Origin of the sequence: Candidatus Jidaibacter acanthamoeba (genome assembly GCF_000815465.1) — a bacterium.
Taxonomy (GTDB): Bacteria; Pseudomonadota; Alphaproteobacteria; order Rickettsiales; family Midichloriaceae; genus Jidaibacter; species Jidaibacter acanthamoebae.
The window spans coordinates 167285-190829 of the sequence record NZ_JSWE01000096.1; the positions used below are offsets into that span (position 1 = coordinate 167285).

General features: G+C 35.0%; 24 protein-coding genes and 1 riboswitch. Of the genes, 13 read left to right on the forward strand and 11 right to left on the reverse strand.

The genetic code is table 11. The annotated features are described in order from the left end of the window. The first annotated feature begins 12 nt into the window (after positions 1 to 12). The 6 genes from NF27_RS04975 (at position 13) to NF27_RS05000 (ending at position 5862) form a co-directional block, all read left to right on the forward strand. Positions 13 to 1470, forward strand: coding sequence for a hypothetical protein (locus NF27_RS04975; RefSeq protein WP_039456481.1), 1458 nt, complete (start codon positions 13 to 15; stop codon positions 1468 to 1470). A 64-nt stretch (positions 1471 to 1534) separates the two neighbouring features. Then, the gene (tgt, locus tag NF27_RS04980; protein WP_039456596.1) at positions 1535 to 2629 is read left to right on the forward strand and encodes a tRNA guanosine(34) transglycosylase Tgt; all 1095 of its coding nucleotides are present in this window, start codon (positions 1535 to 1537) and stop codon (positions 2627 to 2629) included. Between the two features lie 20 nt (positions 2630 to 2649). Then, positions 2650 to 4020 (forward strand): cytochrome c oxidase accessory protein CcoG, encoded by a 1371-nt coding sequence (ccoG, locus tag NF27_RS04985; protein WP_053332593.1) that lies wholly within the window; start codon positions 2650 to 2652, stop codon positions 4018 to 4020. Further along, entirely contained in the window at positions 4017 to 4520 is a 504-nt protein-coding gene (locus NF27_RS11165; RefSeq protein WP_053332594.1) for a disulfide bond formation protein B, read from the forward strand. The genes ccoG and NF27_RS11165 overlap by 4 nt, the downstream gene beginning before the upstream one ends. Next, positions 4489 to 5040: a demethoxyubiquinone hydroxylase family protein gene (locus tag NF27_RS04995; RefSeq protein ID WP_039456483.1), complete on the forward strand. Its 552-nt coding sequence runs from the start codon at positions 4489 to 4491 to the stop codon at positions 5038 to 5040. The genes NF27_RS11165 and NF27_RS04995 overlap by 32 nt, the downstream gene beginning before the upstream one ends. A 12-nt stretch (positions 5041 to 5052) precedes the next feature. Next, positions 5053 to 5862, forward strand: coding sequence for a 3'-5' exonuclease (locus NF27_RS05000; RefSeq protein ID WP_039456484.1), 810 nt, complete (start codon positions 5053 to 5055; stop codon positions 5860 to 5862). Between the two features lie 291 nt (positions 5863 to 6153). On the opposite strand, the gene NF27_RS11170 is transcribed toward NF27_RS05000, so the two are convergent. The 3 genes from NF27_RS11170 to NF27_RS05015 all read right to left on the reverse strand — a co-directional run bounded on the left by NF27_RS11170 (position 6154) and on the right by NF27_RS05015 (position 8557). Next, positions 6154 to 6996, reverse strand: coding sequence for a transglycosylase SLT domain-containing protein (locus NF27_RS11170; RefSeq protein ID WP_053332595.1), 843 nt, complete (start codon positions 6994 to 6996; stop codon positions 6154 to 6156). A 65-nt stretch (positions 6997 to 7061) separates the two neighbouring features. Continuing rightward, positions 7062 to 7835 carry a CDP-diacylglycerol--serine O-phosphatidyltransferase gene (gene pssA, locus NF27_RS05010; RefSeq protein WP_053332596.1) on the reverse strand — a complete coding sequence of 258 codons (774 nt, stop codon included), beginning with the start codon at positions 7833 to 7835 and terminating at the stop codon, positions 7062 to 7064. Positions 7836 to 7843: 8 nt separating this feature from the next. Beyond that, a complete protein-coding gene (locus NF27_RS05015) occupies positions 7844 to 8557 on the reverse strand; it encodes a phosphatidylserine decarboxylase (RefSeq protein ID WP_275574610.1) in 714 nt (237 codons plus the stop codon). Between the two features lie 75 nt (positions 8558 to 8632). Between NF27_RS05015 and NF27_RS05020 the strand changes: the two genes are divergently transcribed. Together NF27_RS05020 and dapB are read left to right on the forward strand one after the other, a co-directional pair. Continuing rightward, positions 8633 to 9175 carry an LOG family protein gene (locus NF27_RS05020; protein ID WP_039456489.1) on the forward strand — a complete coding sequence of 181 codons (543 nt, stop codon included), beginning with the start codon at positions 8633 to 8635 and terminating at the stop codon, positions 9173 to 9175. Between the two features lie 5 nt (positions 9176 to 9180). Then, the gene (dapB, locus tag NF27_RS05025) at positions 9181 to 9993 is read left to right on the forward strand and encodes a 4-hydroxy-tetrahydrodipicolinate reductase (protein ID WP_039456491.1); all 813 of its coding nucleotides are present in this window, start codon (positions 9181 to 9183) and stop codon (positions 9991 to 9993) included. A 10-nt stretch (positions 9994 to 10003) separates the two neighbouring features. Here dapB and NF27_RS11175 read toward each other — a convergent pair whose 3' ends face one another. Then, positions 10004 to 10468 carry a DUF6314 family protein gene (locus NF27_RS11175; protein ID WP_053332597.1) on the reverse strand — a complete coding sequence of 155 codons (465 nt, stop codon included), beginning with the start codon at positions 10466 to 10468 and terminating at the stop codon, positions 10004 to 10006. A 141-nt stretch (positions 10469 to 10609) separates the two neighbouring features. Beyond that, a riboswitch (FMN riboswitch) is annotated at positions 10610 to 10769 on the forward strand. 94 nt (positions 10770 to 10863) lie between these two features. Between NF27_RS11175 and ribD the strand changes: the two genes are divergently transcribed. Genes ribD through ribH form a run of 4 tightly spaced genes read left to right on the forward strand, consistent with a single transcriptional unit; the run spans position 10864 to position 14205 of the window. Continuing rightward, positions 10864 to 11928 carry a bifunctional diaminohydroxyphosphoribosylaminopyrimidine deaminase/5-amino-6-(5-phosphoribosylamino)uracil reductase RibD gene (gene ribD, locus NF27_RS05035; protein WP_053332598.1) on the forward strand — a complete coding sequence of 355 codons (1065 nt, stop codon included), beginning with the start codon at positions 10864 to 10866 and terminating at the stop codon, positions 11926 to 11928. Positions 11929 to 11936: 8 nt separating this feature from the next. Next, the gene (gene ribE / locus NF27_RS05040; protein ID WP_039456609.1) at positions 11937 to 12545 is read left to right on the forward strand and encodes a riboflavin synthase; all 609 of its coding nucleotides are present in this window, start codon (positions 11937 to 11939) and stop codon (positions 12543 to 12545) included. A gap of 2 nt (positions 12546 to 12547) precedes the next feature. Then, positions 12548 to 13750: a bifunctional 3,4-dihydroxy-2-butanone-4-phosphate synthase/GTP cyclohydrolase II gene (locus tag NF27_RS05045; protein ID WP_039456493.1), complete on the forward strand. Its 1203-nt coding sequence runs from the start codon at positions 12548 to 12550 to the stop codon at positions 13748 to 13750. A gap of 8 nt (positions 13751 to 13758) precedes the next feature. Further along, positions 13759 to 14205 carry a 6,7-dimethyl-8-ribityllumazine synthase gene (gene ribH, locus NF27_RS05050; protein ID WP_039456495.1) on the forward strand — a complete coding sequence of 149 codons (447 nt, stop codon included), beginning with the start codon at positions 13759 to 13761 and terminating at the stop codon, positions 14203 to 14205. Between the two features lie 75 nt (positions 14206 to 14280). On the opposite strand, the gene NF27_RS05055 is transcribed toward ribH, so the two are convergent. The 6 genes from NF27_RS05055 to NF27_RS05080 all read right to left on the reverse strand — a co-directional run bounded on the left by NF27_RS05055 (position 14281) and on the right by NF27_RS05080 (position 21525). Beyond that, a complete protein-coding gene (locus NF27_RS05055; RefSeq protein ID WP_039456497.1) occupies positions 14281 to 14844 on the reverse strand; it encodes a hypothetical protein in 564 nt (187 codons plus the stop codon). Positions 14845 to 15103: 259 nt separating this feature from the next. Further along, the gene (locus NF27_RS05060; protein ID WP_039456499.1) at positions 15104 to 16369 is read right to left on the reverse strand and encodes a hypothetical protein; all 1266 of its coding nucleotides are present in this window, start codon (positions 16367 to 16369) and stop codon (positions 15104 to 15106) included. Positions 16370 to 16493: 124 nt separating this feature from the next. Further along, positions 16494 to 17105, reverse strand: coding sequence for a glutathione transferase GstA (gene gstA / locus NF27_RS05065; RefSeq protein ID WP_039456501.1), 612 nt, complete (start codon positions 17103 to 17105; stop codon positions 16494 to 16496). A gap of 22 nt (positions 17106 to 17127) precedes the next feature. Beyond that, positions 17128 to 18294 carry a carboxylate-amine ligase gene (locus NF27_RS05070; protein ID WP_039456504.1) on the reverse strand — a complete coding sequence of 389 codons (1167 nt, stop codon included), beginning with the start codon at positions 18292 to 18294 and terminating at the stop codon, positions 17128 to 17130. Between the two features lie 186 nt (positions 18295 to 18480). After that, complete coding sequence (locus NF27_RS05075; protein WP_039456506.1) at positions 18481 to 20592, reverse strand: esterase-like activity of phytase family protein; 2112 nt, start codon at positions 20590 to 20592, stop codon at positions 18481 to 18483. A gap of 195 nt (positions 20593 to 20787) precedes the next feature. Further along, on the reverse strand, positions 20788 to 21525 hold the full coding sequence (locus NF27_RS05080) for a M48 family metallopeptidase (protein WP_039456507.1): 738 nt from the start codon (positions 21523 to 21525) through the stop codon (positions 20788 to 20790). 298 nt (positions 21526 to 21823) lie between these two features. On the opposite strand from NF27_RS05080, the gene NF27_RS12410 reads away from it, so the two are divergent. Continuing rightward, the gene (locus NF27_RS12410; RefSeq protein WP_068982007.1) at positions 21824 to 22783 is read left to right on the forward strand and encodes a bifunctional GrpB family protein/GNAT family N-acetyltransferase; all 960 of its coding nucleotides are present in this window, start codon (positions 21824 to 21826) and stop codon (positions 22781 to 22783) included. 23 nt (positions 22784 to 22806) lie between these two features. Here NF27_RS12410 and NF27_RS05090 read toward each other — a convergent pair whose 3' ends face one another. Continuing rightward, positions 22807 to 23412, reverse strand: a complete 606-nt coding sequence (locus NF27_RS05090; protein ID WP_152606846.1) for an NUDIX hydrolase — start codon at positions 23410 to 23412, stop codon at positions 22807 to 22809. Positions 23413 to 23545: the final 133 nt, after the last annotated feature.

Below are 23545 nucleotides of genomic sequence, written 5' to 3' on the forward strand. Positions count from 1 at the left end.
ACAAAATCTGTAATGGAAGGTATAAAAGAGTTCTTTTTCTTTTTTCCTCAAAATTATGAACAGGATACTAAATCATCAAAACAAGATTCAGACAATTTAAAGATCAACCAAGAACAAAAAGATAAAACCGAAACAGTTCAAAATTCCGAAAAAGAAGCCGACATAGAAAAAAAAACTTCCAGAACCAGTAGAGCTTGGAACTTTACTAAGAAAGCATTTTTAGCAACTAAAGATGTAGTGACTTCTACAAGTTTCGGTAGAGTGACTTTAATTGCATCATCGGCTTTACTTTTTGCAACTGCTCCCGTGGCTCCCTGGCTTGCAGGCATCGGGCTCACTGCTGCGGTGGGGGCGGTAGCCGGCGGCTTAACGGTTGAAACCTATAGAAGATATAAACTGGGGACTTTAAAAAAAGAGGATAAATTACTAAATAAATTAACCGATGCGGAAGTTGAAAAGCACCAAACTCTTGAAAAGATGAAAGGAAGAGAGATTCCCGATGCACAGAAGGAAAATTATAAGGAATTACTTTCCTCACTTGAAAAAGGGTTATATAAATTCCCCGGCTATGATGAAAAAACCCATAAAACCAGCTTACTTAAAGCTATGGCTAAAGCCGGAATTTTTACCGGCCCTGAGAATTTTGTGAACATAGGTGTTTCTCTAATTGCTATGGAGCCGTTATCGCTTTCCGTAACCGTCGGCATCACTATTTTAGGTTATAATCAAGAAGTAAAAAAAACAAAGCGCTATAATGACGAGAAGGTTAAGCTCTTAACTGATATGGAAGCGGCTAAAAGCGTTTTAGGCATTTCATATGAAAATGGAAAGGGTTTACCTATACTTAAAGATATCGCGAACTTAAGGCTTGCCGAAAATATTGCAACCCAAGACTTAATGAATAAAGTAAATACTAAGCTTGAAAAAGGAGAAGAAATCGAACCGAAAGTGATGATGCAGGAATTTGAAAAGCTGCGTGGCACGCTTATGAGCGAGTTTACTAAAAAAGATAATATATTTGCTATGAGCGATGAAAAGGCAGCCAAAGAAGTGGAAAATAGGAGGTTAGCTTTTAGTGAAAAGGGTGATATAGAATCTTTACAAAAATTAGAGGATATAAAAGATTTACGGGAGCAACATAAAGACCTGTTAAAAGATAAAGTAGAATCTCAAGAAACTTTGCCGCAAAAAGCAGGTAATTTTTTTAAAACTATGGGTAAGGTTGCATGGTATGGTTTTTCTGTAAATAAAACTCAGGAAATGTTTTCACCCGTTAGAAAACATGAAGATTATACGGAAACCTTAAAAAGCTTAAAAGAATCCAAAGAGGTTGTAATTCAAAAAGCCAAAGAACCTGAAATTCAAAAAGATAAGCCCCAAGAGCCCTTAAAAGATGACCCGAACTTTTGGAGAAAAAGCATAAAACCGGTAATAGGAAGTCATAGGCAAAATGATAGTCATTCTCACTAAGTTTATATTTCGAATTTGTGAAATATAAGCTATACTGCCGATGCAAAAAATCGGTAATTTATGTATGTCATTAAAATATAAAGTTTTAGCTAAAGATGGAAATGCGAGATTAGGAGTCCTGGAAACAGCGCACGGTGAAGTGAGAACACCGGCATTTATGCCTGTTGGGACTGCTGCAACAGTAAAAGCAATGTTTCCGGAAGATATAAAAGCAACGGGTGCGGATATTATTTTAGGGAATACTTACCACTTAATGCTGAGAGGAGCTGCGGAAAGAATCCATAAATTCGGAGGCTTAAGGAAGTTTATGAACTGGCATGGACCTATTCTAACCGATTCCGGAGGATTCCAGGTATTATCCCTTACTAAGCTCAGAAAAATCACCGAAGAGGGGGTAACTTTCAGATCTCACCTTGACGGGACAAAATACGAACTCACTCCCGAAAGATCAATGGAGATTCAATATTTTTTAGGCAGTAACGTCACTATGATACTTGATGAGTGCCCGCCGTATCCTATCTCTTATATGAAAGCTAAAAAATCCATGGAGCTTTCATTAAGATGGGCGGAAAGATCCAAAGCAGCATTTATCAAGCGCGAAGGGCATGGAATATTCGGAATTGTACAAGGAAGCGTGTTTGAGGATTTGAGAGCAAAATCAGCACAAACTTTAGTGGATATGGATTTTGACGGTTATGCTTTAGGCGGTGTTGCAATCGGAGAAATGCAGGAACTGATGTTCCAAACTTTAGAATTTACCGTACCGCTACTACCTCAAGAAAAGCCAAGGTACTTAATGGGAATCGGAAAGCCGAAAGACATAGTCGGTTCGGTGATGAGAGGGGTTGATATGTTTGATTGCGTTCTGCCCAGCCGTTCCGGAAGAAACGGTCAGGCGTTTGTGAGGGGTGGAACCATTAATATTAAAAATGCTAAATATTCTGAGGATACAAAGCCTTTAGATGATAAATGCGAATGCTATACTTGCAAAAATTATAGCCGGGCTTATTTATATCATTTAGTCAGGTGTAAAGAAATACTTGGAGCTATGCTTGTTACCATGCATAACCTCACATATTATCAGGATCTGATGCAGGCATTGAGGAAAGCTATTGAAGAAAAAAGGTTATCAAGCTTTGAGAGTCAAGGGTTTATCTGAAAATAGAGGAGTGAAAAAGATTGGCAAAAATATATCCGCAAATAATTAAAGGTAAATTCAGATCTATAAAAGATATAACGCTGATAGGGTTGTTTTTGCTTTATTTTTGCGGATCATGGATTAGATGGGGTAGGGGTGAGAGGAGCCCGGATCAGGCTTTACTTATAGATTTACCTAACCGCCGTGCTTATCTATTCGGGATAGAAATATGGCCTGATGAAATATACTATATTACCGGCGCATTGATTCTTGCAGCTTTAGGATTATTTTTTGTTACCTCTTTACTTGGAAGAATTTGGTGCGGGTATACCTGTCCGCATACAGTTTTTACCGATATATTTTTAAAAATAGAAACCTTCTTTCAAGGGGATAGAAACAAGAGAATAAAGCTTGATAGCTCTTCATATGATATTGATAAGCTCACCCGAAAAGTCGCCACTCACATTAGTTGGTTAGGGATCGGGTTCTTATTTGCCTTCGGATGGGTAGGATATTTTTATGATGTCAAAAAACTGCTACAGGATTTAATAACATTAAAGGTAAGCGGTAATGCTACAATATGGTTATTTTCACTTACTGCCTCTACTTATTTATTCGCAGGTTTCGTAAGACAAAGAGTATGTATGTATATGTGTCCCTACGGTAGGTTTCAATCAGCAATGATTGATAAAGAGACTGTGCTTGTAACATATGATAACGAGCGGGGTGAACCGCGGGCAGGGGAAGGTGAGCAGGAGAGAGGCGATTGCATTAGCTGCAATAAATGCGTTGTCGTGTGCCCGATGGGTATTGATATAAGAGATGGATTGCAGATGGAGTGCATAAATTGCGGCTTGTGTGTGGATGCATGCAATAGTGTTATGGAAAAGATAGGCAAGCCGTTAGATCTTATCGGCTATAAAAGCAGTGTAATCTCCAACGATCAACAAAAAAGTAAAACTATTTTAAAACATATTTTTAGAGCAAAAACTATAATTTTTTCCTTAGTATTTGTTATAGTTGCAGGAGTCATGCTTTATAGTCTTACAAATAAGTCAACCTGTATACTATCCGTATCAAAAGATCATGGGGCATTATTTACTGTTATTCCTGACGGAAGTATCAGAAATACTTATGATATTAAAATATTTAATAAATCCTCACGCATCAAGAATACTGAGCTAACCATTGAAGGTATGGAGAATATAAAATTTATGGTTCAGGATATAAGTGAATATGTTGATAAATATAATCTTAAAATCAAGCCGGATGCAGAATTAGAGTATAGGGTATTTATTAAAATCCCGAATGATAATTATAATTTTAAACAAAAAGATATAAAGTTTATCTTGAAAGATCTAAATACAAATGAAATAATCGTGAAACATAATTCTTTTGTGGTTTCAAGATGAGATTCGGAAATTTACTTGCATTTCTTATATTAATCTCAGCTTTTGCGCTTGGTACGGCTAAAGTTGCTGAGATAATTTTAAAAGTACCGCCTTGTAAATTATGCTATTACCAGCGCTATATTTACGGGCTGCTAATATTCCTCTGTTCATTATTCTTTATAGGAAGATTTCATATATTAAAACTGGTTATAGTTTTGACTTTGCTTGTTTCGAGTTCAGTTTTATCATTTTACCACCTGGGAATTGAGCAAAAATGGTTTTCTTATGAATCCGAGTGCACTACAACATTTAAAAAAGCGAGCACATTTTTAGAGTATAAAAAAATGCTTAAAAATAAAGATATAGTGACATGTGATCAATCATTATTCGAATTCTTAGGAATCTCCATAGCTGCATGGAATTTTATTTACACAACTTTAATTTTGCTTATAACTTTAATTATCAGTATAAAATTTAATTGGTTTAAAGATGAAGAAACCAAGACACCTTCCGCTCCCTAATAATAAGAAAGATAGACTTGCAGAAATTATGCGTGTAGATCATGCGGGGGAGTATGGTGCTAAGCGGATATATGAAGGCCAGCTGAATATTACACGGGGCGGAGCCTTACATAAGGAAATAAAAGATATGTATGAGCAGGAATTAACCCATCTTAAATATTTTGAAACTCAATTAGCACAAAAAAGAATTAGGCCGACAATACTACAGCCCCTTTGGCATGCATTAGGATATGCACTGGGTGCTGCCACTGCTCTATGCGGAGAAAAGTCTGCAATGGCATGCACGGTTGCGGTAGAGGATGTTATCGAAGAGCATTACCAATCTCAAATTGACGAACTTTCAAATTCCAATGAAGACTCAGAACTTAAAGAAAAAATAAAGCAGTTTCGTGATGAAGAGCTTGAGCATAGAGATAGAGGAATAGCTAATAAGGCACAAGAGACTTTCGGTTATAAAACTTTATATAATATAGTGCAAACCGCGACCAAAACTGCAATACTACTTTCAAAGAAAATTTAATCAAATTGAAGAATGTTAAAGACTCTTTTTGTTTTTGATATTGAAACTGTACCTGATCTCATTTCAGCAAGGAATCTGCTTGGCAGTGATACCCCTGAAGCAGAGCTTGGGGAAGCTTTAACTCAATATCATCTTGATATAACGCAAGGAAAAAACGGTTTCATCAGGCAGCTATTTCATCAAGTGGCAGCCATAAGTTTTTTGGAAGCAGAGATACACCATGATCAAGAGGGTGGGGAGTATTATGTATTAAAAGATATAAGATCAGGCGGAAAGGCGGAATCTACTGAAAAGGAGCTTATACAAGGCGTGTTTCAGTACTTATCAACCTTAAAAGCAAGATTGGTCAGCTTTAACGGCAGAAGTTTTGACTTACCGGTGCTGAAATATCGAGCTATGCGTTATGGGGTGCAGGCTAAGTGGTTGCATCAGAGCGGTGATAAATGGAATAGTTATAATAGCAGATATAGTCATGACTGGCACTGTGATCTTTTAGATGCTCTCTCGGATTACGGTGTCTCAGCTAAGATAAAAATGTCTGAAGTCTGTGCGCTCTTAGGGTTGCCGGGGAAAATAGATGTTGACGGTTCACAAGTAAGTGAATTGTTTAATCAGAATAAAATCCGAGAAATTAGAGACTATTGTGAACTTGATGTAATTAATACTTATTTGATTTATTTAAGGCATATGCATCATATCGGGAAATTAAGCGGTAATTCCTATGATACCTGCATTGAAGATTTAATAGCATTTCTACAAAGTAAAGCGGAAGAAAAGCAAAACTTTACCCTTTTCTTAGATGAGTGGCTGAGTAAGTATTAGTTTGCAGCGTCTGCTTAGCACTTGAAGAGAATGCTCAAATGCATGAAAAAATGCATCGGTGCACTTTCTTTTCCACTTGTGCTTGGCTTGGAGATCATAGTTGCCAAATGGGGTTGTATATTATTTTATTGGCAGAAGGATTGCTTCCCGTAGAAGTTTGCGAATATTTCTGTTTTACTGCGCTCTTCGTGCACAAATAGTGAAACATCTTTAACTGTTATAAGGCACACAAGTAGAATAAATTTTCTATACTTTTATAATAAGTAATATTGTATATTATCTCAGATAAATTTAATATTGTGAAAGGATTCTTTCTGAAATTTCCACTATTGCAGGGTTACCTATTTGATCTTTATTTATTGGGAGCTTATTTCTTGAGAAAACTATAATGCCTTCTTTTGATCTTTCCAGTTTCTTTTGCCTATTTATAGTTGGCTTATTAGTTACAGAAGGAGATGAGGATCTTACTTTGGACACTAATAAAGGTTTTTTATTATCTTCGTCATATTCTTTTTTATATCCGGCTGTTTTAACAGGTAAAGCTTCACGAAGGAATAATTTCCATCTTGTAATCACTTTGCTTGCATATTTTTCACCCAAGTGAGGAGTATGAGAATGATATCGTGCTACTGCCAACCCCCAGTTCTTGGTGTTAGTATAATGATTTTTCAAAAAATTAGCAGCATAGTTGGTGTTTATTACAGGGTTAAATGCTTGCTCAATATTAGAGAAATTTTTTCCGTGGTGGTGTAGATTAATTTGATTGCACCCGACATCAATGTTGCGTACTCCTTTATGCATCTGCTCTTTAACAAATTTCACAGCTTTATATTTGTTTTCAAAAAAATAAGGTTTGCCTTCTATCCCGACTGCCCAAGGCCAAGGGTAAAATTTTTTGGCACTTTTATCCCATCTTCCGGATTCAATAATAGCGATTGAATGAAGTAAACTTTCCGGGATATCATATTTATTTTCATAATATTTAATAGCAACACTGCATTGCTGTGCATCATATGAATTATAAGAGGCATTTGCCTTTAAACATATCACACTTAATATAGCGATAAAGAAAGCCTTTGCCCAAAACCCCATATTACTTATATAATTCCCTTCAGTATAACTAAAATCTAGCATAATTATTTGCCGGTTAAAACTACTTTTAACTAAGGGGGCAGAAAATTACCGACCGGATTACTTATTTACTTGTGGTTATTCAGATAATTCTTTTTAAAATATTTGTAGTAGTGGAAGGTACTTAAAGGTATTAGTAGAAGATAGGTTAATCCGACTATCGGTAAAGTTATCCACGGCTCAAGTACCATGCTTGCGATTAATAATCCGACACTAACCAACATTAGGGTAACATATTTTCTATTAATATTTATCTTTTTAAATGAAAAAGTCGGTACACTGCTTACCATAAGAATACCAATTACGAACATATAAGCGGCAATAATCCATGGAGAAAATTTTATATCTAATAATTCAAAGCTCGAAATCATAGGGGTTAATGCTAATGCAGCAGCTGCAGGCATGGGTATACCTGTAAAGTAATATTGTGCAGTGATTGCCCCCAATTTATCGGTAGTTTGTACGTTAAATCTTGCAAGTCTCAGCGCTGAGCAGGTAATATAAAACAATACTACTGCCCAACCGACACCTTTATAAGGAATTTCATGCAATGACCAAGTATAAATTACGATAGAAGGAGCTACTCCGAAGCTCACAATATCCGCAAGGGAATCAAGTTGAGCGCCGAAAGGACTTGTGCTGTTCAATAGCCTGGCAATTTTACCGTCCAAACCATCCATAAACGCTGCAACAATAATAAGCCCAGCTGCAATTTGCCATTTTGAGTCAATAGAATATCTTACTGCACTAATACCTAAACATAACCCTAAAATTGTAATCATATTAGGGAATAATTTTTGTATCGGAACTTGTAAGCTGGGCTTGTGTCTTTTTCTACTCACTTTAATAGTTACCTTACTTCGCCGATTCTCTTGTTTTGAACACCTTTAAGGTTAGCTATGATACTTTCTCCTCCGACTACTCGTTGGCCTTCAATTACTTGCGGCTCGATGCCTTTCGGTAAATAAACGTCAACTCTGCTACCGAATCTGATAATACCGAACCTTTCACCTGTTTTAACCTGTTCGTGATCTTTTAGATTACAAACAATTCTTCTTGCAATGAGCCCTGCAATTTGAACAACACCGACAAGTTTGTTTTCCGGGGTTTCAATTAAAATAGACTGTCTTTCATTATGCTCACTTGCTTTATCAAGGGAAGCATTAAAAAATTTGCCCGGATGGTAATGTAGTATCTTAACCTCACCTTCGATCGGAATCCTATTCACATGCACGTCAAATACATTTAAGAATATACTTACTCTGGTATATTCCTCATCTCCGCCTTCAAGCTCAGGAGGCAATTTTGCGGTAGTAATTCTTTGTACAAGGCCGTCAGCAGGGCTTATTACAAAATCCTTCTCAATCGGAGTAACTCTTTCAGGGTCCCTAAAGAAAAATACGCACCAAATAGTTAGAAGAACCCCAATCCAACCTAATTTTTGTGAAATCAGGAACAAAACTAGTGTAATTATAATAAATATAAGGATAAAAACATAGCCTTCTTTATGAATACCAGGGATAAAATCTTTTATGCTTTCAATCATCGACTTCTTAGTATATATTGTTATATCGTGTTTACTATATATCAGAATGGTAAACTTATTACAAAGAAATTTTAATATAAATTAGTTGAATATATGAAAATTAAAAGTGTTTGTGTATTTTGTGGGGCGCGGGACAGCGTAGATAAAGAGTATATTGATCTTGCCGCAGAGTGCGGAAAGATGATGTCCTCCAAAGGTATTGATTTAGTTTACGGCGGCGGTAGAACCGGTATGATGGGCGCTGTTTCAAAGGCGGTTACCGATACGGGAGGTAAGGTAGTTGGAATTTATCCGAAACTTCTTGATGACCTTGAGCCTTTGAATACAAATTTAGATAATACTATCTTTGTAAAAAGCATGTTTGAGCGTAAAGAGCTTATGATCGAAAAATCAGATGCATTTTTAATTCTTCCCGGCGGATTCGGAACACTTGATGAAATATTTGAAGTTGTTACTTTAAAAATTCTTAAGCAGCATGATAAGCCAATTATTATATGTAATTATAATAATTTTTGGCAGAACTTAATTGATTGTTGTGAGGAAATTATCAATAAGAAATTTGCTCGCACTCATGCAAGAGATACTTATGAAATAGCTGATACATTAGAAGACGTATTTGTTAAACTTGGTTATTAAAGTTAATGAAAGTTGGTATTATCGGTGCTTCAGGCAGAATGGGGCAGGAGTTGGTTAAAGTCGCTTTTGAAGAAATGGAGCATAATAAGTGCCAACTGATAGGGGCGAGTGTAAGGAACTCAAGCTATTTACTGGATAAAGAAATTATAAACCCTATAGAAAACAAATCTATCGGGGTCGCATATTCGGATAATATAGAAAATATTATCAAAAATGCTGATGTAATAATCGATTTTACCGGGGCTAGTTATTCCTTGAAAGTTGCCGAATTGGCTAATAAATATAAGACTGTTCATATCTGCGGCACCACAGGATTTAATCACGATGAATTCGACCGACTAACTGAGATAGCTAAGCAAACGGTGTTGTTTTGGTCGCCTAATATGAGTATTGCAATATATACACTATCAATGCTTGCTGAAAAAGCTGCTGCGCTTCTTGGTGAGTCATTCGATATCGAAGTGCTTGAGATGCATCATAAGTATAAAATTGATGCGCCGTCCGGCACGGCTCTTATGCTCGGCAAATCCGCCGCTAAGGGTAGAGGTATTAATTTTGAAGATTCTAAAGTTTTGAATAGATCGGGATCTAATGGCGTTAGGCAGGAGGGGAGTATAGGTTTTGCAGCTCTTAGGGGTGGAAGTGTAGTCGGAGAGCATTCGGTGATTTTTGCATCTGCAAATGAAAAGATTGAATTATCCCATACTATGTATAACCGTAAAGCTTATGCTGAAAACGCCTTTAAAATTGCATATTGGGCTAGCACACAGCTTCCGGGTAAGATATATACCATTGAGGACTATATAAACACCAAATAATAAAGATATATTAAACACTTCTCTTAAAAACAGTATTCGATATATAATCCTTTTTTACTCCTTTAACCGTATGTTTAATCTCAAAGGTTTCTTTGTTGTTATGGAAAATATACTTTGTATCATAGTTATCAGATCCGCAAATATGAGAAGCCATAGCTTGCCATTTTTCTATAGTCTTTCTAATACGCTCAAATTTTATTATATGAAATAAATCACCTTGTTTCCCATTATGATAAAAATATATCTCTAATACAGAATCTTTATATAGGTATATATATTCTTTATATACCTGCAAGGTTAAGTTATCAGTTATAAGCTCTCCATCCTCTCTATAAAGAAGAGAAAGATTCTTGCCCGTATTGCCGGCAGTAAAGCTCGCTTCTCCTATTACTCTGCCTGACCAAGGCGTGCCCACTATTACTCGGGTGAAATACCAATTACCTTTTAGTAAATCAAATATTTTAGTTGTATGCACAATTTAGTTTTCAAATTTATTGGTGTTCCAATAATATTCAAGTTAATTTCAAAGCTCAATGGCTTATAAGAATAATATTTTTATTGTATTGTAACAACATAATTGACATAGCACACAAACTCAATTATTGACTAAACTTAAGTAAGTCTTCAGGGCAGGGCGCGATTCCCTACCGGTGGTAAATTCATTGTAATTCAATGGAAAGCCCACGAGCGCTTAAGTAAATTTAATTTATTTAAGGACAAGCAGATTCGGTGTGAATCCGAAGCCGACGGTATAGTCCGGATGGGAGAAGGCAGTAGTTGGATATATATCATCTTGTATAAGGCGCTAACCTTGCAAGCTATTATCTGCCTAATTCTTTTGGTGACGACAAAAGTTTTAAGGGTTTTTAAGTGGAAGATAATACTCATTTATATTATATGAAAAAAGCTCTCGAGCTTGCGAGGAGAGGGGAATATACAGTTTCACCCAATCCTATGGTCGGGTGTATAATTGTAAGACAGGGTAATATAATAAGTGAAGGATGGCATGAAAGAGCGGGGGAAGCGCATGCTGAAATAATTGCGATTAGAAAATCTACTCCCGAGCTAACGAAAGATGCCGATATGTATGTCACGTTAGAGCCTTGTTGCCATTATAATAGAACACCACCTTGTACGGATGCTATAATAAAAGCAAAGATAAAACGGGTTATTATTCCGTCTCTTGACCCGAATCCAAAGGTTTCCGGGCGGGGGATAGAGATGCTAAGAGAGGCCGGTATTGAAGTAATTACCGGTGTACTGGAAAATGAAGCTTTAAAATTAAATGAAATATTTTTTCATTACCAAAAAACAAGGCTACCGTTTGTTGTATTAAAGTGGGCAATGTCATTAGATGGTAAGATGGTAACAAGCGCTCATGATGATAAAAAGCTAAGCTCAAAAGAATCATTGGAACATTTACACTTGAGCAGGGCAAAAGTCGATGCAATATTGGTAGGAGCTAATACTATAAGGGAGGATGATCCGCTGCTTACCTGTAGAAGTGATGAATATAGTAATAATAATCCGTTAAGGATTATATTATCAAACGACTTAAGTTTCCCGCTATCGGCAAAAGTTTTACAGGATCAGGATAAGGCTAAAACCTTAATCGTTACTACAAATAAGGTGAGTGTTGAGCAAATAGAAAAATTTTCTTCTAAAAATATTGAGGTGTTAGTTACTGAGGGTGATGAAAATGAGCAAGTTGATATAAAAGCTTTGCTTATCGAGCTAGGTAAGAGAGAAATCACCGGTTTACTCGTAGAAGGAGGGAGCAAAGTGCATGTATCATTTTTTAAGGCTAATTGTGTAAATAGAGTTGAAGCTTATATAACGCCTTACATAGTTGCGGATTTACCTAAAAAGCTTGCCCTTAAGCCGTTTGATTTTCAAGCTATGGGTAATGATATATTTATAAAATCAAATGTATGAGGAATAGTATGTTTAACGGCATAGTCGAAGGAACGCTAAAACTTTTAAGTAAAACTTTAAACAATAACTCATGTGTTATGGAATTCGAGCGTTTAGTAACTTTAGATGATTTAAAAATCGGGGGTAGTATTGCTATAAATGGAGTTTGCCTTACGGTTACTGAACTAACAAATGACAAGTTCTTTGCTGATATTATGCCGGAAACTTTAAATGTTACCGCCTTAGGTTATCTTGCGACAGGGAATGCTGTAAATTACGAAAGGTGTTTAAAGTTAAACGCAAGAATAGAAGGGCACTTAGTTAAGGGACATATTGACGAAATCGGAGTAATTGAAGAAATTTATGATGAAGGTAATGCTAAAATTATTAAGGTGAGTATTTCAGAAAATATTCAGCCTTACTTAATAAAGAAAGGTTCAATAGCTATTGACGGGATGAGTATAACTATTATTAGTGTAGGAAATAAATATTTTACCGTAGGGTTAATTCCGCATACGGTAAAAAATACTGTTGCCCGAGTTTATAAAGCCGGCACAAAAGTAAATTTGGAAGTTGACGATATGGCAAAATATATGTGGAACTTTATGCAAAATAATTTATTAAGTAAGGCTGGTTAAGTATGAACCGATTTAAAACTATTAGTAAAGCTCTAGATAGCTTAAAATCCGGCAAAATGGTTGTTTTAGTTGATGACCACGACAGGGAAAACGAAGGTGACTTAATACTTGCCGCTCAGTTTGTGACACCTGAAGCAATTGCTTTTATGTTAAAATATACCAGCGGCATAATATGTATTCCTATGCATAAGGAAAGGCTTGATGAGCTAGGGATAAAGCTTATGGTAAATGAATCCGAAAACACCAGCCGAAACAAAACTAAATTTACTACCTCGGTAGAAGCAAGACACGGGGTTTCAACGGGTGTATCGGCTCAGGATCGCACAACTACAATAAAAGCTTTATGTAATCCTGAAAGCTCAGCGAGAGATATAAGTCAACCCGGGCACGTATTTCCACTTGAATATACACCGCTTGGGGTAATTAAAAGAAGGGGGCATACAGAAGGTGCTATCGACTTGATGAGGGCAGCAAATTTAAATGAAACGGCAATTATTTGCGAACTTATGAATGAAGATGGCACAATGATGAGAGGAACACAGATTAATGAGTTTGCTGCTGAGCATAATATGGAGATAATTTCTATTGAGGATATTTATCAATATAGAATATATCATGAAACTATAGTTAGCAAAGAAGCATCAGCTACACTTCCGACCGAATTCGGAAATTTTAAAATTAGTATCTTTAAAACTGAGATCGATGATAAGGAACATATAGCCTTAACTAACTTAAAAGAAAATCAAAGCGAGGCTTTGGTCAGAATACATTCTTCATGCACAACAGGTGATATCTTCCATTCTCTAAGATGTGACTGCCAAAAACAGCTTGAATACGGGCTTAAGGAAATAGGCAAAAATGGAGGTGTTTTACTATATCTTGACCAAGAGGGTAGGGGTATAGGGCTAACTTCGAAGATAAAAGCTTACTTACTTCAGGAGAAATATAATTTTACTACTGTGGAAGCGAATGAAGAGCTCGGCTTTCCCGTAGATTCCAGGGAATATTTAATTGCCGCTCAAATCATTAAGCATTTCGGTATCACTTCGGTTAAGCTTCTAAGCAACAACCCTAAAAAAGTTGAAGGATTAATTAGAAACGGAGTAGCTGATGTTGAAAGGCAACCGGTACCGGTTTTTATAAATGAGCATAATAAAGCATATTTAGAGACTAAAGAAAAGGTTCTAGGACATATTTTAAAATAAGGATAAAAATGAATAATTATAAAATTGCGATAGTACAAAGCAGATTTAATCCCGAAATAACCGATAGCTTATCTTCTGCTTGTATAGAAAAGCTAAAACAGCATGGAGTGCATGAAGATAACATTAATTTATTTTATGTACCGGGTGCAGTTGAGCTTCCGCTTGCAAGTAAACTACTCGCTAAGAAAAAAGATGTTGATGCGATTGTTTGTATCGGGGCGGTAATTAAGGGTGATACCGATCATTACCAATATGTTTGCGAACAGGTAAACTACGGATGTCAAAAAGTAGCTTTAGAGCAGGAAATCCCCGTTATTTTCGGAGTTTTAACCGTGCCTACCTATGAGTTGGCTTTAGCGAGAGCAGGGGATGATTTAAGCTTGAATAAGGGGGTGGAATGTGCCGATGCGGCTGTTGAGATGTTGAAATTTATCAAGGAAATTGAAGCGGCGTAGAAAGAGGTTGAGTTATCATTACTTATTTTCTCTACGCCTTTTCCGGTTTTTTGATTTCTTATTACTACTGATACTTTATTGAAGCATAAGTGTAGAAGATAATTTATTCAATACTCGAGAAGCAAAGCTATCTTGGTTAAATGTCTTGAGATGCTCTTCAGGGATATTATTTTTAAGTAATGTATCAATAAATTTATTATGCTCATTAAAATTAAAATGTAGCATTGATGTAAAGCATAGTAACGGGAGATAACCGATTCCTAATATGGAAGTAGTAAGTGCAAAGAAACCTGCTAAAGGAACAAGCTTTTCTATATTATTTATTGTCAATTTGCGATCATTGTTATTTTCATATTCTTGCATCATTGTCTCAGCAAGCGGTAAACAGTAATTACTAATATTTGCCAAATATTTGTCGCCAAAACTAACCAAGCATTTTCCAAGGTTATCGATAGATCGGTAGTAGTTTAAACCTCCGAGAATCATTGTACCAACTGCCAGTGCAGGATACAATTGAGTTGTTGAGAGAGAGCTAAATAACTCTGACGAGATTATCCCGAGGTTGTTAGCTTCAAGTAAGGCTAAAGCTGCAAGGGCCAAATGGCTAGTATTTGTAAGGTTAATAATATTATATTTCATTTTATATATTAATAAGTTGATTTAGGTAAATTATATATAATAAATATGAATTTTTCAAATAAATTGCTGTTAAATATTTGTTAAGCTTGAGTTTAATGGTTTTTAAAATGCCTGCTTATGAGTCAGCATTGGCATGTTTAGGGGAACGGCTTAAATCTTAATAAAGGTGCCAAATATGCCAATGCAGCGGTAGAGATGTTAAAATTTATTCAAACTTTATAAAGGATATGGAGGTAACGCGTGGCTTACCTCCCTGCACTTATCTTTGGCTACCTATTTTAACTTTTTGAGAGCGTCTTTCATCGCTTACTTTCTTCACCAATTTATTTTTTTCATGTTCTTGAGTTTCATCAAGCGGTTTCTGCTTATCATTCTTCGAGTTTTGCGATTTAGTGTTTTTCTCACTTGGTTGTTGCTCATCTAAAGGGACTTGATTTCTTACTTTCTGTTTCGGTAGTTCATCAAGGGGAACTTCTTTACCAACCTCGTATTTTTGTGCTTGATCTATAGAAACAGTGCCGGCTTTCTTCAAAGTCTCTTTTAAGTAAAGCTTTTCCGAATTATATTCTTTTTGAAAATTTTCAATTTTATCTATTATTTCTTCTTTTGATTTAGATTTTGAAAGTTTATCTAAAGGCATCATTTCAAGGTCTTGTTTAAAAATTTCTGCAACTTGGTTTGAGGCTAGTTTCATATTTTTTTCAAATTTATCAGGGTTTTTCATACCGCTTTCAACAAAACTTTTAAATACTTCTTTAAAATTTGCTTGTAATTCTTGATGTTCTTCCCAGCGGTTAACAAATTGAGGATCCTTTTCATGAAAGTAAGACCCATAGTTTAATAAGTTAGAATGGTCAACAGATTTACCGTGTTTTTTGAAAGCTATCAAATGCATAACAAGTGGGTATTTGTTTATAATTAAATCTTCTAGTGCGCTAAGCTGTTCAGAGGTATTTGCTCCGTTTTTATTAGCTGTAATAATATCCTCTATTGCCGATACATCTCTTTTATAATCCTCTCTGGAAAAATCTTCATAAATTGAGTTAATTAAAATTTTCATCATATCACTTGTCATCATCAGATGTCTTCCATCACCTGAAATTAAACTTTTAGTTTTACCTGCTTTTAAATTTTGCATAAAATCTTCTAATTCTTGGGCATCTTTTGCTGGACCGCCTAACGAATCTCCCCATTTTGCGGATTTAGGCTTTACGATCATGTCTTTAGCCATATATTTATTTGTTTCATTCATGTGATTAGCTAACTTGACAAAGTGACTATACTCTTTAGGTATTAAGTTCTGGTTGTTAACAATATTTCTTACTGCTATTACCTTTTCCTCAGGCTCTTTCGCATTTCTGAAGTCTTCAATTAAACTGTCTACCTCGATTTTATCAAGACCGAAAATACTTTTTCTCATACCGCGGGGCAAAATTGCTTTAACAAGGTTACGTATACGACCATCGCTTCTTTCTTCAGGAATTTGTATAATTTTATTTCCCTTATCACCATCACTTCTTTTCATGGATATACCCCCACATATTTAATACATATATATAAAGGTATATTAAATTTATTAATATTTAGTTAATTAAGAAATTAATGATAAAATAAAATTTATTTGAAATATTATTTAAAATGAGCATAATTTATGTTATTAGGTTTTCTTCTTTTAAAGAGCGCTGAACCGGCTCTCTGGCTAAAACCTTTTTTTTGTAATCCGCAAGTAAAGGCCAGTTGGAAATATCCAGACCAACGCGTGCAAGCCAAGTTAATATTACAAATAAATAACCGTCGGGAAGCATATATTCTTCACCGAGTAAATATGCATTTTTCTCTAAGTGCTTATTAATAAAGTCTAATTTTTTTATCAATAGAGGTTTGAAAATTTTATCCTTTAAATCTTCCGGGATTTGGGAATTAAATAAAGGCGCAAAGCTTTTATGAAGATCCGAGGTGATAAAATTTAGCCATTCTAAAGCCCTATACCTGAGAAAATTATCAGCAGAGGGAAGTAAATTATAAGCTTGATAGGTATCAGCCAGGTATTGTTGAATGACTACATTTTCGGTTAATAATTCACCATTATCAAGCAATAATGCAGGCACAGATCCCTTGGCATTAACAGATAAAAAGTCGCAACCGCTTTCAGTAATCTTTGTAGCAAGGTTAACCGCTTCATATTCGCAATCTATTCCGATTTCATTAATTAAAATTCTTACCACAAGAGAACAAGAACCTTTTGAATAAAATAACTTCATCTAAATTACCTTAATTAAATTTTTACCACTTCGGCTGGTTTGCATTAAATTCTTCAATATTCAATTTTACTACATCAATTAATGAATTTGTAGTTTCAAATACTTGTTTCTGCCTTTGGGAGCTTGTTCCATTTTTGCATATACTTTTAATATCTTCAAAATATTTTTCATATTTTAATTTTGTAATATACGGCTCAATTTTATTAACCCATTCCAAAATATCATCTTTAAGCGGTTTAGTATCACCTTCGGTATTTGTCACGTAAATTGCTTCCATACCGTGTCTGATTACGCGCCATTTATTTTCTCTCAGTAACCACATCGGCGGTGCAGGGAAGCTATCAACCCAAGTGCCATTATCTTTAAACCAATGTGCAAGTGCATGAATGAATGCAACTATAGCGGTTGCTTCTTTTAGGGTGGCGGTGCCGTCACAGATTCTGATCTCTAATGTTCCGTAGTTAGGGCTGGGTCTTAAATCCCACCATAAATCTTTAAATGATTTTATAGCACCGCATTTTTGGAATGTTTTACAAAGGTGAACAAATTTTCTCCAATTCATACCTTGGTTCGGGAGTCCTGAGGTCGGCATTGATTCAAATATTGTCGGTCTGCATGATGCAAGCCCTGTATCCATTCCCTGCCAAAACGGAGAGCTGCCTGATAAAGCCAGCATATGGGGAATAAAGTGCATGAAAAAATTGTTAAATTGCATACATTCATCACCGCTTTGCATACCTAAGTGAACGTGTAAGCCGTATATCGCCCATCTTCTGGTTAACCATTGGTTTCTATCAATTAAATCCTTATATCTTTCCGCGGAATAAAGCTCCGAATCCTCATAACGGGCAAAAGGATGTGCGCCGGTTGAGGATAATAGGATCCCCAGTTTATTAGTAACGGAAGATAAGATATTTACGGTTGATAACAAATCCTGTTCCAACTCGGTTACTGTTTCACAAATATCACTATTTATTTCTAAAAAACTTTTAAATATTTCAGGCTTAATTTTATGAAAATTGCTAAACTCTTTTAAAATATCATCTACTCTTGGGCATAAGTTATAATTTGAAGGGTCAATCAGTTGAATCTCAAGTTCAGCTCCGAGAGTTAGAGGTTTTGAAGGTTTGAAAATGAGTTCATTTTTATTAAACTTATGAGTAAAAAAGTTTTTAAGGTTAGTTAGCATAAATATTTACTCGTAATTTATTTAAAATAATAGATTAATACTAACCTTTAAGAATTTCAATTATTAAATTGAAATAATTTTATAAGCTTGTAAATAAAATTGAAATTGCTCCGAGAGGAATTCCGGTTTTTTAATAGATAAGAATGTATTTAATAAAAAAATACATTCTTATTTTAAGATCAGTGCTTAAAAAGTATCTTGGTTAAGTACATTATTATCAATGTTTACTTGTAATAGGAAGTCTTTTTGAAATGCGGCTCTGTTAGAATCAGTTGCCATTAAAACTATAGTTTTATCAGGGATCAGGTCTTCAAGCACGGTGACTGCCTCAAAATTATCCGCCCAAGAATATCTTGCTTTATCTTCTTCAGCTGAAGCAGGATTGATTTCCAATAACTCAACTCCTGATACAGTTTCACCGCTTTCTACGCCGCCTAATTTAGAAGCGCTTACATATTTCAGTTTAATCCAGTATTTTTCCGCTGTTTTAGCAAAATTTCTCTCAAACATTCTTTCGAGAACAAGTAAGCCCCCATTGCTCAAGAATGTCATCCCTGAAACTCCATATCCAGGAGAGCTTTGATAATTAAACTCTTTAAGATTATTTAAAGTATTATAATCACTATTTACTGACCATAAATAGGCTTCATGCATGCTGTTGTTTTCATCTTGTTTATTTCTGCCGTATTCACTAACAGCAAGTGCAATACCTTGTTGTGAAATACCGAAAGCTTCTATGCCCTCATTTTTAGGTAAGGTTTTAATATTATCAGGATAGGCAAAACTTTGCTTTTTAGCGCCATTCTCAAAATCACAGCCTTTATAAACACTAAAATTTTCAATATTCAAACCTTCATGTGAAACAATACAATCACCCTTATAAAAGGTAACTTCTTCAATATCTCTAAGATTGTGAGGTAAAAATTTACCGTTTTCATCTTTGAAGTTACCAATTACGGAATCCTTAAATCCTGTGATTATTTCACCTTCTAATATAGGTTGAGCTTTTATATAAGCCCCGCGATCGGAAATAAGTATTAATTTCCCGTCACCATCAACCGTTGCCCCGGAAAACTCACCAAACCATTTCTCTTCACTACTAAACAAGGAAGCTTTTTGAGCATAGCCGTGTAAAACATTATTCTTAACTATCTTTACTCCTTCTTTTAACGCTCTTGCACCTAAATGAGTATAGAGGTGATATTCATTAATATCACTTAAGGTAAAGTTAAAACTTGTTTCATTTTTGATATCTTGTTTATTTAGCCTTAAAAATTTCCCGACATACGGTAAAAAACGGGAAGCCATCTGTTGAGCGCTTTCTAAAGCCTGCACCGGCCTATCCCAAAGCTGGCTTAATAATTTATAAGGGCTGTATATTGCCGGTTCTACTATCCATTCCTGTAAGTGTTGAAAGCTTGGAATATAGTTATATTCACTCGGTGCGGTCATTTTATCTCCTATAGTCGTTATTATGTTTTCTGCATGATGAATTATTGAGGTCTTATCTTGCCGTAAATCACTGAAATTTTCATAAATTTGGTGGGTAGCAGTTACAACCAGAGCTAGGGTTAAAGGCGCAGCAACCAAATTAACCCCGGGAGTAGCAGCTACTGCATACAAGGCAGGTATAACCGTTGAACTGAAAAGATTCACCATAAAAGCGGATGCGGCTCCTTCTATTGTACCCTTAATTAATGCTGTGCCGAAATTAGGTAACAATCTATACAGCTCTTCACATATAAGCTCGCCTGCTTCTTTATAATTCTGCTCTAAAAAATTTTCTTTGGCTGCTGAGATCGTATTCCAATTAACATCATTTATAATTACGCGGCTTATTTCGGAAATTATACCGGCAGGTATTTCAATTGCATATACTTGAGTATCGGCCGATAATATTCTATCGGTCACTCCGGTATCTGTGTTATATTTTGCGGCATATTCATAAGTAAAACCGTAATAGGAACCGGTATGTAAAAAACTTTTAGTACCAATATTTTTAATTGCTCCAAAAATTATTCCTCCTGTAAGCGGCATCTTTAAAAATTCCTTCGCAATATAACGTCCGGTATAGCTTAATACGGCGCTTGGTACATGAGAAGCTAATGCATCCTTAGCTAAAAACTCTTTCGATTCGGTAACATCACTGCACAATCCTTTAATAAACCAATTGGAATCGGTAATATTTCCGCAAGTGTTATATTGTAGGCTATTAAGGAAATTGGTACCCATGCCGATTAGAATTTCAAAGGCAATCGTATCGGAAATTTTTTCGGCTAATATTTGTGGTATGCTCATAATAATATATAATAAGTTGGTAGTTTGTCGGCACAATGAGATAATAAACAGTTCAAAGCAACCAACAATTGCGCACAATTATACCATTAAATCTATTTAAATAAACTAAAAGAATGTCTATATTTAACTATAAACATTACTATTTAAATAGCTTAATGAAGAAAATGTTATGTTTTATTAAATATTATTTATTTTTTATGAATGTTTTCTCGGTATATAATGATGTAACAAATTCCCATTTTCTTTAAGCCAAATATCAGCTTCCTTACATCTTGGGTTTACTTCCGCTAATAAGCTCCAAAAACGCTGATTATGACTCATCTCAAGTAAATGACATAACTCATGTGCAACAACCGACTCAATTACGAAAAGCGGAGCGAATGCAAGCCTCCATGAAAATGATATTCTTCCTCTTGAAGAACAACTGCCCCATCTGCCGCTCTGATCCCTTAAAGATATATTAGCATATTGAGTTCCAAGTTTTTCGCAAATCTCATCTGCATAAATATAAATCTTTTCTTTTAATAATGCGGAAAGATGTTTTTTGACTTTATTTAAGGAATTATTATCAATTTTAGAGACTAGGATTTTACTATCTTCAATTTGAATCTTCTTTGAAGTAGTATAGGTGGCTTGAATAGTATGAGGTATACCGAAAACCATTACTTCATTACCTACCGGACAAGTAGATTGAAACTTCTTTAAATTTTCTCTAATCCATTCTTCTTCAGTCATTAAGAAGTTATGCGCATGTTTAATGTTTACCGATATCGGAGTGATAAGGCGTACTCCTCTAAGACCGACATGAATTCTAAGCTTTTTGGCGCGTGCGCTTTGTCTTAGTTTTACTTGTATGACATCAGAACCATTGATTAATTCAATCGTTTTTATTTGATTTGCAACTATGGGGGTAGTTATATTCTTTTTCTTCATTTTTATTTGGGGTTAGTTAATTTATAAAAAGCGGTTTTAAAAGCAATACAATTTGTGGTAGAGGGCAAAATTAAGTAATTCAAATATATTTTTAAACCGACAAAAAATCATTTTAATAAGCATTACAATTTTATTAAGAATAGGTGTAAGTTAAAATCCTCATACATAGCTCTGGCACAAACTTATATCTTCTTATTGAGCATTCTTCAATTAGCAAATATAATAAGCTTTTAAAATATATAGCTAACTGTTGCACTTAGTTAACTATAATATAAACGGTGTATAATTTGGGTAAAAAATGGAAAGAAAGCGGAGAAAAGTAGAGGTTGTGGCTTATAAAGAGGAGTGGAAGAAGATATTTCATGAAGAAGCAACAAATATCAGAGAATTAATGGGTGAACTTATAACGGATATTTATCATATCGGCTCTACGAGCATTTCTAATATAAAAGCTAAACCGATCATTGATATAATGCCGATAGTTAAAGATATTACTCAAGTAGATGCTTTTAATATGAAAATGGAAGCCTTAGGTTATAAAGCTTACGGAGAATATGGGCTAACGGGGAGGAGATACTTTGCTAAATTTTCAGATTGGGATGAAAACATCAGGTTTGCACATGTGCACTTTTACCAGACAGATAACCCGGGAGTAGAGCAGCATTTATTATTTAAAGATTACTTACTTTCTCATCTGAAAGATGCTCTTGAGTACTCTGAGCTTAAAGAAAGCTTATCAGAAAAATATCCTAATGACATTGATAGGTATATGGTAGGAAAGGATTTATTCATTAAGCAAATCTTAAGTAAAGCGGGTTTTGCTCGCACATACTTGCGTGAAGTAAAGACGGATAATGAATGGGAGCAATATCATATTATCCGCGAAGCCGAGCTTTTTAAAAATCCTGATAATAAATATGATAGAATGCATCCGAGCTTAAGCGACTCAAATAATTTGCATTATGTATTTTATAAGGGAGCCGATATAATCGGAGTTATTCAAATAGAGCAATTGACTTCTGAGAAAGTTGCTTTTCGAAATATAGCAATAAAAGGAAATTTTAAGAACCGTGGTTTCGGTAGTGACCTGATAAAACAGGCTGAAAGAATTGCAAAAAATAAAGGCTATAAATTAATTTTACTTCATGCCGCCAAGGAGGCTTATAACTTTTATAAGAGAAACGGATTTAGTGAGATGGAGTTTAAAGAAGAGGTTGAGTTTAACTTGGAATGTATTGATATGGGCAAAAAGATATAAACTTTACAGTGTTAGTGCTAATACTATTTAGCAGACTTATTATCATCAATAATATCTTGCAAAGTATGTTTAAACTTTTTATCCTTTAACATTTCGGCTAGAAACGAACGAAGTTTAATACATATGCTGTTGCCTTCGATATCATGCACATCTACACAACTTTCTTTACTATAATTGTTTAAAAGATCTTCGGCTTTTATCCACATGAAGTCATCTTTCTCTTTGTGAGTTGAAATATTTGAGTTATTACGATTATTAATTAAAGTATCTTTCTTAGTATAAAATGGCGCTTCAACAAAGTTTATCATTACTTCACGATTAACTGATCTTTGATAACAAGCTTTGCCGTTCTCAAGAATATATTCACTGTCAAGCCTATAGGTTCCTGCCGTCTCTTCCTCTAATTCTCGTATACTTCCCTCTAAAAAAGACTCTGAACTTTTATTAGGTTTTAATTCAACACTTCCACTGAATTCCGAATATTTACCTGAGGATACGGGGTCATTAACATCTTGTTTTTCTCTACCGATTAGAATATAAGCTTTACCTTTAGAATATGTGTATAACATGACTCCTGCGGTCGCTTTCGGGCGCCCGTCTTTTTTAAACATTTTAGGTTTTGAATGCAATATCCTCTCCTTTGAAGCTGTATCATAAGAGCAGCGAAATAACGGATCACTTTGAGTTGCAAAAGCAAAGTTGTTATTAACAAGTATAATATAACATAGAAAGAGTCTAATTAGTATATACATTTTATTTAAA

Excerpts from the sequence above, each read along its gene's own strand:
- NF27_RS04975 (WP_039456481.1), top strand. The coding sequence starts at position 13 with ATGGAAGGTATAAAAGAGTTCTTTTTCTTTTTTCCTCAAAATTATGAA.
- tgt (WP_039456596.1), top strand. The coding sequence starts at position 1,535 with ATGTCATTAAAATATAAAGTTTTAGCTAAAGATGGAAATGCGAGATTA.
- NF27_RS11165 (WP_053332594.1), top strand. The coding sequence starts at position 4,017 with ATGAGATTCGGAAATTTACTTGCATTTCTTATATTAATCTCAGCTTTT.
- NF27_RS04995 (WP_039456483.1), top strand. The coding sequence starts at position 4,489 with ATGAAGAAACCAAGACACCTTCCGCTCCCTAATAATAAGAAAGATAGA.
- NF27_RS05000 (WP_039456484.1), top strand. The coding sequence starts at position 5,053 with ATGTTAAAGACTCTTTTTGTTTTTGATATTGAAACTGTACCTGATCTC.
- NF27_RS11170 (WP_053332595.1), bottom strand. The coding sequence starts at position 6,996 with ATGCTAGATTTTAGTTATACTGAAGGGAATTATATAAGTAATATGGGG.
- NF27_RS05020 (WP_039456489.1), top strand. The coding sequence starts at position 8,633 with ATGAAAATTAAAAGTGTTTGTGTATTTTGTGGGGCGCGGGACAGCGTA.
- dapB (WP_039456491.1), top strand. The coding sequence starts at position 9,181 with ATGAAAGTTGGTATTATCGGTGCTTCAGGCAGAATGGGGCAGGAGTTG.
- ribE (WP_039456609.1), top strand. The coding sequence starts at position 11,937 with ATGTTTAACGGCATAGTCGAAGGAACGCTAAAACTTTTAAGTAAAACT.
- NF27_RS05045 (WP_039456493.1), top strand. The coding sequence starts at position 12,548 with ATGAACCGATTTAAAACTATTAGTAAAGCTCTAGATAGCTTAAAATCC.
- ribH (WP_039456495.1), top strand. The coding sequence starts at position 13,759 with ATGAATAATTATAAAATTGCGATAGTACAAAGCAGATTTAATCCCGAA.
- NF27_RS05055 (WP_039456497.1), bottom strand. The coding sequence starts at position 14,844 with ATGAAATATAATATTATTAACCTTACAAATACTAGCCATTTGGCCCTT.
- NF27_RS05060 (WP_039456499.1), bottom strand. The coding sequence starts at position 16,369 with ATGAAAAGAAGTGATGGTGATAAGGGAAATAAAATTATACAAATTCCT.
- gstA (WP_039456501.1), bottom strand. The coding sequence starts at position 17,105 with ATGAAGTTATTTTATTCAAAAGGTTCTTGTTCTCTTGTGGTAAGAATT.
- NF27_RS05070 (WP_039456504.1), bottom strand. The coding sequence starts at position 18,294 with ATGCTAACTAACCTTAAAAACTTTTTTACTCATAAGTTTAATAAAAAT.
- NF27_RS05075 (WP_039456506.1), bottom strand. The coding sequence starts at position 20,592 with ATGAGCATACCACAAATATTAGCCGAAAAAATTTCCGATACGATTGCC.
- NF27_RS05080 (WP_039456507.1), bottom strand. The coding sequence starts at position 21,525 with ATGAAGAAAAAGAATATAACTACCCCCATAGTTGCAAATCAAATAAAA.
- NF27_RS12410 (WP_068982007.1), top strand. The coding sequence starts at position 21,824 with ATGGAAAGAAAGCGGAGAAAAGTAGAGGTTGTGGCTTATAAAGAGGAG.